This is a genomic window from Acinetobacter sp. ME22 (genome assembly GCF_022012315.1).
GTDB lineage: Bacteria > Pseudomonadota > Gammaproteobacteria > Pseudomonadales > Moraxellaceae > Acinetobacter > Acinetobacter brisouii_A.
In genome coordinates, this window is the sequence record NZ_JAKLTL010000005.1 from 141,469 (window position 1) to 155,785 (window position 14,317).

Sequence of the window (14,317 nt, forward strand, 5' to 3'; positions counted from 1 at the left end):
GGATGAAGAAAATTTATATTATAAGATGTCTGACATCTACCCTGATCTAGACACAAATACGGAGTACTGCACATGGATGCTTTGGAGTTAAAAAATATTATTTCTGATGGTTTATTGTCTTTCCCTGTCACCGATTTCGATGCACAAGGTAACTTTGACCAGCAATCTTATATCAAGCGCTTAGAATGGCTTGCACCTTATGGCGCGAGCGCCCTGTTTGCTGCAGGCGGTACAGGCGAATTTTTCTCATTGACCAATGATGAATACAGCCAAGTGATCAAAACTGCGGTCGATACTTGCCGTGGTGAAGTACCGATTATTGCAGGTGCAGGCGGTGCAACACGTCAAGCAATTGCTCAAGCTCAAGAAGCACAGCGTTTAGGTGCACATGGTATTTTGCTCATGCCACATTATTTGACTGAAGCAAGTCAAGAAGGCTTGATTGAGCATGTGAAACAAGTCTGTGATTCTGTTGACTTTGGCGTGATTTTCTACAACCGCAGCGTATCTAAACTGTCTGTTGAGTCATTGCAGAAACTCACTGAAATGTGTCCAAACCTTGTCGGCTTTAAAGATGGTTTAGGTCAAATCGACACGATTACTTCAGTCACACATGCTTTGGGTGATCGCTTGGCATATTTGGGTGGTTTACCAACCGCTGAAATTTTTGCAGCGCCATATAAAGCGTTGGGTGTGCCAGTTTATTCATCGGCCGTATTTAACTTTATTCCAAAAACTGCGATGGAATTCTTCCATGCAATTCGTAGCGAAGACCACGCGACTGTTAACCGTTTACTGGATGATTTCTTCCTGCCTTACATTAAAATCCGTGACCGTAAACAAGGTTATGCCGTGAGTATTGTCAAAGCAGGCGCGAAAATTGTCGGTCACGATGCAGGTCCAGTTCGTCCACCACTCAGCGATTTGGATGCGACAGAAATGCAAATGTTGGCTGAGCTGATTGAAAAATTAGGTCCACAATAATTTAACGAGGTTAGCCATGTTACAGATTTTAGGGCAACAATTTATTGATGGGCAACGTGTAGCAGCAAATGCTGCTGCTCTGGACAGTATTGATGCCAGCAGTTATGCCGCAACAGGGCATCAATTTTGCCAAGCGACATTGGATGAAGTGAACCTTGCAGTTGCTGCTGCACAGCGCGCTTTTGCTGTCTATAGCCAGACATCACCTGAACAGCGTGCTACTTTTTTAGAAGAAATTGCCACACAAATCGAAGCCTTGGGTAGCCAACTACAAGACGTTGCTGTCGTTGAAACAGGTTTACCCCTCGGACGCCTGCAAGGTGAAACAGGTCGCGTGACTGGGCAATTACGTTTATTCGCTACCCTATTACGTCGTGGAGATTTTTTAGGGGCGCGCATCGACTTGGCATTGCCTGAGCGTAAACCTTTACCGCGCGTCGATTTACGTCAGTGCAAAATTGCCCTTGGCCCTGTTGCCGTCTTTGGTGCAAGTAACTTCCCGTTGGCTTTCTCCACTGCTGGCGGTGATACGGTTGCTGCACTGGCTGCGGGTTGTCCTGTGGTATTTAAAGCCCACTCTGGACACATGGCAACGGCTGATCTTGTGGCACAAGCCATTGTGAAAGCGATTGAAGTGTGTCAGCTTCCAACAGGCACCTTTAACATGATTTTCGGGGCGCGTGTCGGTGCAGATCTTGTGGCACATCCACAGATTCAGGCCGTCGGTTTTACAGGTTCTCTGGAAGGCGGCATGGCGCTGTATCATATTGCCCAGAACCGTCCACAGCCGATTCCTGTATTTGCCGAAATGTCGAGCATTAACCCTGTGGTGGTGTTACCGAATGCTTTGGCACAACGTGGCGAACAAATTGCTAAAGATACAGTGGCTTCATTTACTCTCGGTTGTGGTCAGTTCTGTACCAAACCAGGTCTGATTGTCGGGGTAAAAAGCCCAGCCTTTGATACCTTTATTCAACAGTTAGTCGCATCAACACAAGCGGCTGCGCCACAAGTCATGTTGAATGCAGGAACATTGAAAAGCTATCAACACGGCGTACAAGCATTAAATGAAGAAGCGGGTTTCAGCTGCCTTGCACAAGGTCAAGCTGCCGAGCAAGCTTCACAAGCCACAGCGCATTTATTTCAAGCAGAGCAAAGTGTCTTGCTGTCAGGCAATGCCAAATTGCAGCACGAAGTCTTTGGCCCAGTGTCAATTGTGATTGCGGTGGATGATGTTGCGACTTTACATGCAGGCTTACAAGCACTTGCAGGTCAGTTGACAGCAACCATCATCTCCGAAGATGCCGATTTGGCAGAAGCAGGCGAACTCCTACAATTGCTCAGTCACAAAGCAGGACGTGTCTTGTTTAATGGCTTCCCAACGGGTGTAGAAGTCAGTGATGCAATGGTGCATGGTGGTCCATTCCCTGCAACCAGTGATGCACGCGGCACATCTGTAGGTACAGCGGCAATTGAGCGTTTCCTGCGCCCTGTGTGTTACCAAAACACACCGCAAGCCTTGTTGCCTGCTGCACTACAAGACCATAACCCGCTTGGCATTGTCCGTTTGGTGAATGGTCAGTGGAATGCGGCTGCACTTTAAGCCCCAATACATGACAGCCAGTTTTGCTAAAAGCTGGCTATCTTTTTTTCAATGACCGAGGATGGACATTGCCGATGACAGATCTCGCAAAAAATAAAAATACCGTCAAACTCAGTCATGCCATTGTGGAACAATTCATTGAGCAGATTCAATCTGGTCACTATAAAACAGGCGATAAAATTCCCAGCGAACTGGAACTGATTACTCAGTTTGATGTCAGCCGCTCCGTGATTCGTGAAGCTGTGACCGAACTGCGCTCTTTGGGTTTTGTTGAAACCCGACACGGTATTGGCACCTTTGTCAAAGAACAGCCCGATGCCCAGTCTTTTTTACTGTCCAATGCCAGCCTTGCCACACTCAATGATATTTTATCGCTACTCGAACTGCGCATCAGTTTAGAAACCGAAGCTGTATTTCTGGCTGCCGAACGGCGACAACCCCAGCACTTGGAAAAAATGCAGCGTGCCTTGCATGATTTTCAGCAGCACATTCATTCTTCTGCACTCGATGGTACGGTACTTGCCGACTACCATTTCCATATCGCGATTGCTGAAGCCTCGGGCAATCAATACTTTGTGGATTTTCTGAAATATTTAGGGGAAAAGATCATTCCGCGCGCACGACTGCGTTCAATTGAGCTCAATCCCGATACTCGTCTGGACTATCTCAATAACGTGCATTTAGAGCATCTGAATATTTTTAAGGCGATTCTGGATCAGGATGCTGCCCTTGCGCGGCAAATGATGCGCGCGCATTTAGGCAAGAGTTTGAAGAAATTTAAGAGCTAAGATTTACCGAACAAAACCCACCAAGTTCTGTGCAGTTCCCTGCATATTTTGATTCACATTGTCCTGCAACATATCAAACAGACGCTGCTGAGCTTCATCGGTTGCCCATGCTATATGTGCTGTAATCATGACATTTGGGTGTTGCACATTTAATAAAGGATGATCGGCTGGTGGTGGTTCCTGATCCAGTACATCTGCACCATAACCTGCCAACAGACCTTGTTCGAGCGCAGTGATAACATCCTGATTATTCACCAGTCCACCCCGTCCGACATTGATTAAAATAGCATTCGGTTTCATCTGCTCAAATACAGCCAAATCCATCATTTGCTCAGTTTCTGCATTCAGCACACAGTGCAAAGACACCACATCGGCTTGGGCAATTGCCTGCTGAAATGGCACATAACCCTCACGGCAAGTTGTCGCCTGTTTATGTTCACTAAAAATCACCTGCATACCAAAAGCACGCGCCTTTTCCGCAAGTGATGAACCAATTGTCCCTTTGCCCAAAATCGCCAAGGTTTTGCCTTTGAGTTCACGCATCGGCGCTGCCAAGTAAAATGATGCCTCACCTGACCATTTGCCCTGTTCTACCGCCTGACATTGTACTGGAAAGTTTTTAATCAGGTTAATCATTAGAATAAAAGCATGCTCTGCGACGGCATCAGTTGCCTGACCACGAATATTGCAAACCTTGACACCATGACGTTGCATCAGCTCCAGATCAACATGGTTATAACCCGTTGAACACAGCGCCAGTAATTTCAAATCTGGATTATGTTCAAGCACCTGCTGATTGACCTCTAACTCACTGACCATCAAGACATCTTGATGATGAACTAAAGTTTCTAATTGCTGCTGTGTCATTTGATGATGTTCAGTATATTCAACAGGAAAGGCAAACTTGAATTGCTGTTCAGGAAACAGATATTTATCTGTAAAGGTAATTTTTAGAGGCTGCATAGGGATGTCCAAGATTCAAAACAATTGTATGATATCATATATCAACAATTCGATTAACACGTTAAATATTATTCTATTCTACTCAACATATTGTTTGTATTCAGGTATTCCATAATTTCATTAACAATCACACCGATCGTTACACAACGACAATATAAAAATATATTTTAATTAAAAACAAAAACTTAATAAAAAATCATCTTCTCATTTTCAAATTATCCAATTTAAAGTGTTGTGTCTAAAAATTCTCCTCGATATACTAAAGATGTTGTATGACAACATACAACTAATGTTTAAAGGGAATCAAACATGAAATTCAAAGGAATCCGTTGGTGGATGATTGGCCTCGTGACGCTTGGCTTAATGACCAACTATCTCGCACGTAACACCCTCTCCGTTTCCGCTGCCAGCATGATGACTGATTTAGGGGTCACCACACAACAATATGCCTACATCGTATCGGCATGGCAACTGTGTTATGCCTTTATGCAGCCGATTGCGGGCTGGATTATTGATTTTCTTGGCACCAAACTGGGCTTTGCGATTTTTGCTTTTGCATGGTCACTGTCTTGTATGGCCGCAGGTTGGGCAAGCAACTGGCAAGGTCTGGCTTTTTTCCGTGGCTTACTGGGTATTACCGAAGCCGCAGGTTTGCCCGCAGGTGTCAAAACTGCAACTGAATGGTTCCCTGCCAAAGAGCGTTCTGTTGCAATTGGCTGGATGAACATTGGTTCAAGTATCGGTGCCATGCTTGCACCACCCCTCGTGGTTTGGGCAATGTTACACGGCGGCTGGGAATTTGCATTTGTGATTGTGGGCTTAGTCGGTATTGTTTGGTCAGTGATCTGGACAATTTTTTATAAACATCCCAACAAACACAAAAAGCTTTCTGCCGAAGAACATGAATATATTGTCGATGGTCAGGAGCAACATGTTCAAGATGCGAATGCCCCAAAACAAAGTGGCAATACATGGCGTAATATTTTCAAAAACCGCAATATTTACAGTATTGCACTGGCACGCTTACTGACTGAACCCGCTTGGCAAACCTTTAATGCTTGGATTCCATTGTACTTAATGACGCAACGCCATATGAACATTAAAGAAATTGCGATGTTTGCGTGGCTGCCGTTTTTGGCTGCCGATTTAGGCTGTGTCCTTGGTGGATATCTCAGCCCATTTTTCATGAAATACTGTAAGGTGTCCATGGAGACCTCACGCAAAATGGTCATGCTCTTTGGCTCACTGTGTATGGTTGGGCCAGCCTGTGTCAGCTTGGTTGCTAGCCCTTATATTGCTATTTTACTCCTCTGCGTTGGCGGCTTTGCACACCAAACATTATCGGGTGCGCTATATGCCATTACGTCAGACTCATTTAGAAAAAATGAAGTGGCAACTGCAACAGGTTTAGGCGGTATGTTCGGTTATTTGGGTGCGGCCAGCTTTACCCTGTTATTTGGTATTTTAGTGACACAAATTGGTTATGGGCCGTTATTTGTGATTTTGGCTTGCTTTGATATCGTCGCTGCGATTTTGGTCTGGAAGACCGTAACTCAATTCAAAAAATCAGAACTCAGCCCAAATCCAGCACACCACTCCACTGAAGTTTCTCATCAACAAAGCTAAGGAATGCTTATGTCTGCTCATCCCGTATTCCAACGAATTTTACTGACAGGTGCAGCAGGCGCTTTAGGACGCCAACTGCGTCAGCGCCTTGCCCAGTACAGCACAGTGCTACGTTTATCTGACATTCAAGTTGATCCACTTTATCCTGCACAGCCACACGAAGAAATTGTGCAATGCGATCTGGCGGATAAAACTGCTGTGCAACAACTGGCTCAAGGGGTCGATGCCATTGTGCATTTTGGCGGGGTGTCTACCGAGCAGGCTTTTGAAAATATCTTAGCAGCCAATATTTGTGGAACGTATCATATCTACGAAGCAGCCCGAGTTCATGGCATTCGCCGTGTGATTTTTGCCAGTTCTAATCATGTGATTGGCTTTCATCGCCGTGGGGAAATGCTCGATGCGAATTGTGCACGCAAACCCGATGGTTATTATGGTTTGTCCAAATCTTACGGTGAAGATCTGGCGACGTTTTACTATGACCGCTATGGCATTGAAACTGTCAGCATCCGTATTGGTTCAGCATTTCCTGAACCAAATAATATTCGCATGCTCTCGACATGGCTCAGTTACAACGATTTAGAACAGATCATTTATAAAGGGCTGACCACGCCAAATGTAGGTCATACCGTTATTTTTGGGGCTTCCAATAATCCAGATACTTGGTGGGACAACCGCTTGGCAGCCCATTTGGGTTATCAACCTGTCGATACAGTCGAAGTCTATCGTGAGCAAATTCTCAAAAATAGCGTTGGACAAGCCGACCCTGGTGCCGCCTATCAAGGTGGCGGTTTTACCGAACTCGGGCCTTTTGGTGAATAAGTATGAATTACCGTATTGTTGCCAACTGCCAAAACCAAACAGGTGAAAGTCCTGTCTGGTCGGTTGCTGAGCAGGCGCTGTATTGGGTCGATATTCCGCAAGGGCAAATCTTTCGCTGGCATGCAGCGCAAGGCGTAAGCCACTGGCAAACCAAACAGGTTGCGGCCTGCATCATGCCGCATGCCTCAGGTGACTGGATGGTCTGTCAGCAAGATCAAATCAACCGCATCAGCTTAGCAACTGAGGCAAAAGTCCAGATTCAGCAGCAGTTACAGGTGTCACATCCTCATCCCGATTTACGCTTTAACGATGGAACCTGTGACCGACAAGGACGGATTTGGGTCGGCAGTATGCACCTCGACAATAACGGCAGCCCTGTTGGCAGTCTGTATTGTTACAGTGCAGAAGGTCTCAGCCTCAAACTCAGCGGATTATGCACTCCGAATGGTTTGGCATTTAGCCCCGATGGTCGCACGCTGTATTTATCCGATTCACATAAAAGTGTCCAGAAAATCTGGGCCTTTGATTATGACCCAGACACCGCAACGATCAGCCAGCAACGGCTGTTTGTCGACATGCAACTTTACGACGGCCGCCCCGATGGTGCCACAGTCGATGCCGAGGGTTGTTACTGGTGCTGCGCGATTGATTCAGGAAAAATTTTACGCTTCGACCCACAAGGTCAACTTTTAGAAAGTTTTGAGCTTCCTGTCAGTAAACCGACCAAATGTATTTTTGGCGGGGCTAATTTAGACACCTTGTTTGTGACCTCACTACGCCCCGATGCCGCAAACAGCGAGCAAGATGCGCTTTCAGGTGCGGTCTTCGCTTTAGATGTCGGTGTCCAAGGTCTTGCTGAAACTGCCGTGAATTTCTGACATGCTGAACCTGATTCGATTGGAAGATAAATACACCGAACTGGCGATTGCACCTGAACTTGGCGGTGCAATTGTATCTTGGCAACGCCGCCATGATGGGCTGAATTTCTTGCGTCCCCTTCCTGTGGATACCTCTGCACTAACCGCCCGACAACTCGGTGCATTTGCCCTGATTCCATGGTCAAATCGGATTGATCAAGGGGGTATTTCTACACCCGCAGGTTGGTTTCCCCTCCCTGCCAATACTGCCAACAGCCCATTTGCCATGCATGGTTCAACATGGCAAGAGGTTTGGCAGGTGATCGAAAGCTCAAAACAACATGTCATTTTGGAATGCTATAGCCAGCAGCCTGTTGAGTTAAGAGCTAGACAACGGATTCAATTAGAAAATGGAAAATTACAGCTTCAGTTTGAGGTTGAGCACTTAGACTCACGTCCTTTTTGGCATGGCTATGGTTGGCATCCGTTTTTTATACGAACGGCCGCAACACAAGTCTTGAGTCCATGCAAAACGCTCTGGCAGTCCGATGCTCAAGGGCTTTCTGTACAACAAATCCAGATTCCTGAAACATGGGATTTTTCTAAATTGACCCCCCTTCCAAATGAACAGATAGATCACGCCTTTTCCGGTTGGTCAGGGCAGTCTATCATTCATCAACCTGATCATGATTACCAGCTTTGCCTATCCTGTCCCGATGTTGATCACCTGATTTTCTATTGCCCGACCCAACAACCCTTTTTCTGCCTTGAACCTGTCAGCCACCCGATTAACGCCCACCATTTCCCAGACCATCTGGGTTTAAGCTTATTGCAGCAGCACCAGCAACTGAGTTGGCAAGTCAGTGTGCAATACCAATCTCTGTCATAAACATCCAACTTTTTTCATCACTCCTTACCCCCCTCTTTCTTTTTCTCCCTGAGCAAAATTGAAATCTATTTCAATACAGTGCAAGAGAAAGCCAAAGGCTGGATAAAAGAATTTTAGTTCATTTCGTCTTCTGCATAATCGCTGTTGAAATCTATAAAAATCGTTTCATAATGAGGAAAAGATAACCATAAATAGCGATTAACCTATGTCAAAGAACTATTACGAGGAACTAGGAGTCAGCCGCAAAGCGAGTGCGGATGAAATTAAAAAAGCCTATCGCAAACTGGCACGTAAATACCATCCCGATGTCAGCAAGGAAAGTGATGCCGAAACCAAAATGCAGGCCATCAATGTTGCCTATGACACCCTGAGCAATCCTGAAAAAAAAGCAGAATATGATCAGATGCTCGATCATCCACAAGGCTTTGCAGGGTTTGGTGGACAAGCAGGTCAAGGCGGTTTTGATGAGGCCCAGTTCTACCGTCAAGGCAATGCCTCAGACTTTCATGGCTTTGAAGATCTGTTCGGTCGTTTTGGTTCAGGCTTTGGCGGTGCTCAACGTCAGCAGTCGTCCTATCGTGGTGAAGATCAGCATGCCAGCATAGAAGTACCGATTGATGTGGCGTATCACGGGACAACACAACAGATTACTTTGCAAATTCCAACCATGAATGCCTATGGTGAACCCGAAGTTCAGCGTAAAACCTTAGAAGTCAAAATTCCAAAAGGCATGAAAGAAGGTCAGCAAATTCGGCTTTCAGGTCAAGGTCAGGTCGGTATTCGTGGCGGTGCCAATGGCGATTTATATATTGAGATTCGTTACCAACATACAGACAGTATTCGGGTTGAAGGCAGCGATGTTTATCTCACTGTACCGATTAGCCCGTGGGAAGCAGCACTCGGTCATGGCATTACGGTCAATACACCCGCAGGGGCTTTACAAGTCAACATTCCAAAAAATGCAAAACAGGGGCAACAATTACGTTTAAAAGATAAAGGCATTCCCAATAAAACCGCAGGACATTTATACCTCATTCTTAACATCGTATTTCCACAAGCTCATACCGAGCAACAACAACAAGCTTATCAACAATTCGCAGCAAGTTTTCCAAACTTTAATCCGCGTGAAGGTTAAGGAGTTGAATTATGACGACTATTCATTATCGTGAAATTCTCTGTGACGGCTGTCCTGATGCAGAAATTATTGATGAACACATGAGCTTTGATTTAATCCATTTTGCAGACAGTTGTGGACAGCCTACAGAGTGGGTACTTCAATTGCTTGAATATGACATCTTGCCAACACGAGCCATCCACACTGAAGAGCATATTTTTTTAGGCGAGGATCTCAGTCGGGCACGCCAAGCTTATCGTTTACAGCGTGATTTCGATGCCTCTTTTTCAGCTGTCGCGATGATGTTGGATCTGATTGATGAAGTACAAAAATTACGCAAACAAATCCGACATGCCAATTTTGAATAAACCAGACTGGGCTATACACCATGTATAGCCCAAATTCCATAATTTTTTATGTGTATTTTTCACACAAACACTATGCAATCGCAACAAAATCCCATAATATTTATAAGGAATTGAAACGCCACTTCGCGTTATATATAACAATAGCGTTGCCCAAAAGGCAGCCACAACCAACAACTCACACGAGGAGCAACCATGTTTCCAGAATATCGTGCATTGATTAGTCAACTAAAACAGGAAGATGCTCATTTTTCTAAAGTGTTTGAAGCACACAATGAGCTTGACCATGAAATCATTCGCTTAGAGCAAGACCCTGTCACCTCAGGTTTGGATGACATTGAAGTGCTTAAACGCAAAAAACTCAAATTGAAAGAAGAATTGTACGATATGTTGAAACGTGCTGATACAGCAGAAAGTTAAAACTGAATACACTAAAAAGACGGGATATTATATTCCCGTCTTTTTTATGTTGCTGCTATTGAAAAAAATGCACTAAACATTCAGCACAAGCAAACTAAATTAAGCCCAATTGCTGTAAAGCAACCTGAGCAATTTGAGTTCTGACGGCTCCTGACATTTTCGGTTTCATTTCGAGGTTCAATGAAAATGCAGTGATTTTACCATTCGGCTGCTCGACCCAACCTGTGTACCAACCGACTTGTGGTTGTACATCCATACCCCAGCCTGTTTTTGCATAAACTTTGCTGCCATTCACTGTTTCAACCAGCAACATCTCATGTACATCTTGCTGTGCCTGCTGAGAAAACGGCAGTTGTTTGGTCGCGAGACGGTAAGCAAACTCCGCTTCTTGTTCAGGGGTAATTTTGAGTGGGCCAACCAGCCAGAAGTTATCGACCTGTTGTCCAATCTCGGCATTCCCGAACTGTGCTTTTTTGACTTGTTCTGCCATTAAAGGCAAACCAATTCGGCGTGCCAATTCCTGATACACAGGCACAGCCGACAGTTTCATGCCTTCTGCCAAGGTCATGTCCTTTTCCCACATCGTATAGCTGCGTTTTTGCCCATCCCATTTAAATACTTCTGTCGTGGTAGCTTTATGCTGATCTAAACCAATCACGGCGTTGAGCATTTTAAAGGTCGATGCGGGCACATACTGAGTCTTGGCACGGCTAAGGTCATTGCCATAATGCTGAAACTGCTTGCCGTTGTAACTGACAAAAACCCCTGTCGTTTGGGCATGGTTAAATTGCTGCTGAATGGTCTGACGAACCTGTTGCTGCTGTACAGCCGTTACTGAGGACTGAGTTTGACAGGCACTGACTGCTGTTGCTGCCAAAATACAGCAGAGAAATTGTGTTTTCATGATCTTGAGGTCTATTTTGTTCAGGAGAGTATGCACTTCAAGTACATGCTCAATAGTTTACCAAAAGATAAAATTTAAGGGTTTATTGAATGTAAACCAATGCATAAAAAATCAACAGACTCAGCACAATCACCAATAAGGTATTTTTCAGCCGATACGCTAAAGCAATACAGGCAACTGCTCCCCACAAATAAGGCTGATTCCATGCATTCAGGCTCAATGCTTGACTCTGCTCAAACACAATCGGCGCTGCGACAGCAGACAGTAAACACGGCGCGGAATAATTTAAACTGCGCTTTAAGCGATCTGGGAAGCGCAAAGGCAAACGAGGCTCAAGCAACAAATAACGATTGCAAAACACCACAGCCGCCAAGATCAATAGTAATCCCCAAGTCATGTGCGCGACTCCCAAAGACTGGCTGCCAACATGCCCGATATACCTGCGATGACCGTACCACTTTGCCAATGCAGTGCATGGAAAATGACCGCCAACAACACGCTCACGGCGACACCCACCAATGCAGGTGAACTCCGCACAAAAGGCACCACAATGGCAATAAAGGTTGCCACAATCGAAAAATCCAGATGATAAGCGGCCAAATTGGGCACTGAAGCTGCTAAAACCACACCTGCCAAACTGGACAGATTCCAAGCTAAATAAAACATCAAACCTGCTGCCAGCATAAACGGCGTGGACAATCGCTGCCGCCCTGCGCAAGCAGCAAACAGTTCATCGGTGAGTAAAAAACCGATCAGCAAACGGATTTTGGATTGTTTCTGCTCAACATGCGGACGTAACGTCAACGCATACAAATAATGCTGTGCCGTCATAAAAAATACTGAAATCACAATGGTCAGTGCGCTTGCGCCAACACCCAATAAACTCAGACTGAGTAACTGTGCTGCTCCTGCAAAAATCACCACCGACATCAGCATAGCTTGTACAGGCGGTAGACCTGCATGAATCGCCATTGAACCTGCCAAAATTCCCCAAGGAATCACCGCAATACACAACGGAAAAACCTTAAAAATCCCTGCTCGAATTTCTGCTGCTGTTGTCAGTGTCGGAAATGTTGAAGATGGCATATCTGCGCCCCAAAACCCAATGAAGCCTGATTATGCGAAGCGAAGATGCCGCTGGCTTGAACAAAATTGCTCAGTTCAAAATCAGCTGTTGTCGATAGTTTTGCGGCGTGACGCCCAAGGCTTTTTTGAAATGACGGGTAAAATGACTTTGATCGGCAAAGCCACATTGCATGGCGATGTTCACCAAAGGTTCGCCTGCGCGTAATAAGCGTTTGGCTTTTAAAATACGATGCTGCACCAACCACAAATGCGGGGTCATCCCCACATATTTTTTAAACTGACGCAGAAAATGCCACTGGCTCAAACCTGCTGCCTGCGCCAATTCCTGCAAGCTATAATCCTGCTCAGGCTGATCTGCCATGAGATGTTGCACTCGCGCCACCCCACAAGGATGATCCGACAATGCCATCTGATTGCTACGGCTTTGCCCATAGCGACTGACCAGACACGCCAAGGTCGATAAATACAGGGTTTCTTTAAATAAACTATGCTTTTCAGGTTGTTCTAGGACATTGAATAAAAAGCGCAATTGCTGAGATAAACCAACATCATGAATCACGGCTTGCGAAAACCACGGCACACTGCCCTGATACATGGTTAAATCTTGAGTGAGTTCCTGAAACATTTCAGGGGTTGGGTAAATCGCCCGATAGCTCCAAGCTGAGTCCAAAGCAGAAGATCCTGTATGCACTTCATCGGCATTGACCAGAATAATATCGCCACGCGGTGCAACATGATTGGCACCACTGCGAAAGAAACGCTGTGCGCCATCATCAATCACACCAATGCAAAATCCCTCATGCACATGCCGAGAAAATTCTAAAGTCAGGTCTTGGGCTTTGAGCATTTCCAGCCCGCCCAGCTCATTGAAGTGAAAGTAATGGGTGCGTTCCTGCATCAGCATGTATGACTAGCCACAGAGTGAAGCTTTACCATGCCAACTTGGAAACGAATTGTATAGAAGAAAATTGCTGTTTTAAGATTTGAGGCAGAGAAAAAATACTGTTCTTAAGCACTTTTCTTATGCTGACACTCAAATGGAGCATGTCGCATTAAGACCAAATCAATCACATCTAGAACTGCCTCATGCTGGTTATCTTTTGCTGTGACAAAATCGGCAATCTGTTTTAACTCATCAACCGCATTGGCAACAGCAAAGCCATAACCTGACTGTTTCACCATTTCAAGGTCGTTGTAGTTATCACCAATCGCCAAGACTTGATCATTTGAGATTTTCCAGCGTTGTTGCAATAACTGCAAACCGTGTGCCTTGTGACGATTCGGTACGATCAGATCAATAAAGCCAAAACCACTAGACACCATTTTGACTGAGCCATTGGCAATACAATTGAGCTGTTCAAGATCTTGATAGAGAACATCAAAATTATAATCACTGGTATTCAACGTGACTTTACAAATCTGATCTTGGACTTGAGCCAAATCATCAACCCGTTGTAGTGACTTAAAGTATTTATTCAGCTTTTCTAAATTCTGTTCTGGAACAGCCTGACCAATATACGCGCCTTGCTTACCACATAAAATCAGTGCACTGGCATAACGCTCTGAAATTTGCGTACGCATTTCATCGACCAAGTCATGCGAAAAATGGGCAAACGATACTTCCTGTTCAGCATCTGTCACATAAGCACCATTTTCTGAGACGAAAGCAATCTGGTGAGCAATTTCAGGGAAGTAATTTTTGAGTGTGGAGAGTTGATTGCCACTGGCGACCACAAAATGAATACCGCGTTGTTGAAGTTGTTGATACTGTTTTAAAAAGCGTGCTTTGTTATATTGTTTTTCTTCATTCAGAAAAGTTCCATCCATATCAACTGCAATCATTTTAACTGTCATTTACACCTCATCTTTTGTGTGTTGGGAGATTTATTCATTTCG

At 45.0% G+C, this 14,317-nt stretch carries 16 protein-coding genes; 10 read left to right on the plus strand and 6 right to left on the minus strand.

All coding sequences use genetic code 11. The features are described from left to right. The first annotated feature begins 72 nt into the window (after positions 1-72). From kdgD to LVY74_RS09065, 3 genes are all read left to right on the plus strand, one after another. The gene (gene kdgD, locus LVY74_RS09055) at positions 73-984 is read left to right on the plus strand and encodes a 5-dehydro-4-deoxyglucarate dehydratase (RefSeq protein WP_237814801.1); all 912 of its coding nucleotides are present in this window, start codon (positions 73-75) and stop codon (positions 982-984) included. 16 nt (positions 985-1,000) lie between these two features. Further along, positions 1,001-2,587 (plus strand): aldehyde dehydrogenase (NADP(+)), encoded by a 1,587-nt coding sequence (locus tag LVY74_RS09060; protein WP_237814802.1) that lies wholly within the window; start codon positions 1,001-1,003, stop codon positions 2,585-2,587. A gap of 74 nt (positions 2,588-2,661) precedes the next feature. Next, entirely contained in the window at positions 2,662-3,375 is a 714-nt protein-coding gene (locus LVY74_RS09065; protein WP_237814803.1) for a FadR/GntR family transcriptional regulator, read from the plus strand. 3 nt (positions 3,376-3,378) lie between these two features. Here the strand turns inward: LVY74_RS09065 and LVY74_RS09070 are convergent, their stop codons facing one another. Further along, positions 3,379-4,338, minus strand: coding sequence for an NAD(P)-dependent oxidoreductase (locus LVY74_RS09070; protein ID WP_237814804.1), 960 nt, complete (start codon positions 4,336-4,338; stop codon positions 3,379-3,381). A 309-nt stretch (positions 4,339-4,647) separates the two neighbouring features. On the opposite strand from LVY74_RS09070, the gene LVY74_RS09075 reads away from it, so the two are divergent. The 7 genes from LVY74_RS09075 (at position 4,648) to LVY74_RS09105 (ending at position 10,431) form a co-directional block, all read left to right on the plus strand. Then, the gene (locus LVY74_RS09075) at positions 4,648-5,964 is read left to right on the plus strand and encodes an MFS transporter (protein WP_237814805.1); all 1,317 of its coding nucleotides are present in this window, start codon (positions 4,648-4,650) and stop codon (positions 5,962-5,964) included. 9 nt (positions 5,965-5,973) lie between these two features. Beyond that, entirely contained in the window at positions 5,974-6,786 is an 813-nt protein-coding gene (locus LVY74_RS09080) for an NAD-dependent epimerase/dehydratase family protein (RefSeq protein WP_237814806.1), read from the plus strand. 2 nt (positions 6,787-6,788) lie between these two features. Further along, positions 6,789-7,664, plus strand: a complete 876-nt coding sequence (locus LVY74_RS09085) for an SMP-30/gluconolactonase/LRE family protein (RefSeq protein WP_237814807.1) — start codon at positions 6,789-6,791, stop codon at positions 7,662-7,664. A 1-nt stretch (position 7,665) separates the two neighbouring features. Beyond that, positions 7,666-8,532 carry an aldose 1-epimerase gene (locus LVY74_RS09090; protein ID WP_237814808.1) on the plus strand — a complete coding sequence of 289 codons (867 nt, stop codon included), beginning with the start codon at positions 7,666-7,668 and terminating at the stop codon, positions 8,530-8,532. Positions 8,533-8,737: 205 nt separating this feature from the next. After that, entirely contained in the window at positions 8,738-9,667 is a 930-nt protein-coding gene (locus tag LVY74_RS09095) for a DnaJ C-terminal domain-containing protein (RefSeq protein WP_237814809.1), read from the plus strand. Between the two features lie 11 nt (positions 9,668-9,678). Then, complete coding sequence (locus LVY74_RS09100) at positions 9,679-10,014, plus strand: chaperone modulator CbpM (protein ID WP_237814810.1); 336 nt, start codon at positions 9,679-9,681, stop codon at positions 10,012-10,014. A gap of 192 nt (positions 10,015-10,206) precedes the next feature. Further along, positions 10,207-10,431, plus strand: a complete 225-nt coding sequence (locus tag LVY74_RS09105) for a YdcH family protein (RefSeq protein WP_151708505.1) — start codon at positions 10,207-10,209, stop codon at positions 10,429-10,431. A gap of 94 nt (positions 10,432-10,525) precedes the next feature. Here LVY74_RS09105 and blaOXA read toward each other — a convergent pair whose 3' ends face one another. The 5 genes from blaOXA to LVY74_RS09130 all read right to left on the minus strand — a co-directional run bounded on the left by blaOXA (position 10,526) and on the right by LVY74_RS09130 (position 14,275). Further along, the gene (blaOXA, locus tag LVY74_RS09110; protein ID WP_237814811.1) at positions 10,526-11,335 is read right to left on the minus strand and encodes a class D beta-lactamase; all 810 of its coding nucleotides are present in this window, start codon (positions 11,333-11,335) and stop codon (positions 10,526-10,528) included. 82 nt (positions 11,336-11,417) lie between these two features. Further along, on the minus strand, positions 11,418-11,732 hold the full coding sequence (locus LVY74_RS09115; RefSeq protein ID WP_237814812.1) for an AzlD domain-containing protein: 315 nt from the start codon (positions 11,730-11,732) through the stop codon (positions 11,418-11,420). After that, the gene (locus LVY74_RS09120) at positions 11,729-12,421 is read right to left on the minus strand and encodes an AzlC family ABC transporter permease (RefSeq protein ID WP_237814813.1); all 693 of its coding nucleotides are present in this window, start codon (positions 12,419-12,421) and stop codon (positions 11,729-11,731) included. Before LVY74_RS09120 ends, LVY74_RS09115 begins: the two co-directional genes overlap by 4 nt. 70 nt (positions 12,422-12,491) lie before the next feature. Then, on the minus strand, positions 12,492-13,322 hold the full coding sequence (locus LVY74_RS09125; protein ID WP_237814877.1) for an AraC family transcriptional regulator: 831 nt from the start codon (positions 13,320-13,322) through the stop codon (positions 12,492-12,494). Between the two features lie 107 nt (positions 13,323-13,429). Then, complete coding sequence (locus LVY74_RS09130) at positions 13,430-14,275, minus strand: Cof-type HAD-IIB family hydrolase (RefSeq protein ID WP_237814814.1); 846 nt, start codon at positions 14,273-14,275, stop codon at positions 13,430-13,432. Between the last annotated feature and the right edge of the window lie 42 nt (positions 14,276-14,317).

Coding starts and splice junctions, on each gene's coding strand:
- kdgD (WP_237814801.1), top strand. CDS start 73: ATGGATGCTTTGGAGTTAAAAAATATTATTTCTGATGGTTTATTGTCT.
- LVY74_RS09060 (WP_237814802.1), top strand. CDS start 1,001: ATGTTACAGATTTTAGGGCAACAATTTATTGATGGGCAACGTGTAGCA.
- LVY74_RS09065 (WP_237814803.1), top strand. CDS start 2,662: ATGACAGATCTCGCAAAAAATAAAAATACCGTCAAACTCAGTCATGCC.
- LVY74_RS09070 (WP_237814804.1), bottom strand. CDS start 4,338: ATGCAGCCTCTAAAAATTACCTTTACAGATAAATATCTGTTTCCTGAA.
- LVY74_RS09075 (WP_237814805.1), top strand. CDS start 4,648: ATGAAATTCAAAGGAATCCGTTGGTGGATGATTGGCCTCGTGACGCTT.
- LVY74_RS09080 (WP_237814806.1), top strand. CDS start 5,974: ATGTCTGCTCATCCCGTATTCCAACGAATTTTACTGACAGGTGCAGCA.
- LVY74_RS09085 (WP_237814807.1), top strand. CDS start 6,789: ATGAATTACCGTATTGTTGCCAACTGCCAAAACCAAACAGGTGAAAGT.
- LVY74_RS09090 (WP_237814808.1), top strand. CDS start 7,666: ATGCTGAACCTGATTCGATTGGAAGATAAATACACCGAACTGGCGATT.
- LVY74_RS09095 (WP_237814809.1), top strand. CDS start 8,738: ATGTCAAAGAACTATTACGAGGAACTAGGAGTCAGCCGCAAAGCGAGT.
- LVY74_RS09100 (WP_237814810.1), top strand. CDS start 9,679: ATGACGACTATTCATTATCGTGAAATTCTCTGTGACGGCTGTCCTGAT.
- LVY74_RS09105 (WP_151708505.1), top strand. CDS start 10,207: ATGTTTCCAGAATATCGTGCATTGATTAGTCAACTAAAACAGGAAGAT.
- blaOXA (WP_237814811.1), bottom strand. CDS start 11,335: ATGAAAACACAATTTCTCTGCTGTATTTTGGCAGCAACAGCAGTCAGT.
- LVY74_RS09115 (WP_237814812.1), bottom strand. CDS start 11,732: ATGACTTGGGGATTACTATTGATCTTGGCGGCTGTGGTGTTTTGCAAT.
- LVY74_RS09120 (WP_237814813.1), bottom strand. CDS start 12,421: ATGCCATCTTCAACATTTCCGACACTGACAACAGCAGCAGAAATTCGA.
- LVY74_RS09130 (WP_237814814.1), bottom strand. CDS start 14,275: ATGACAGTTAAAATGATTGCAGTTGATATGGATGGAACTTTTCTGAAT.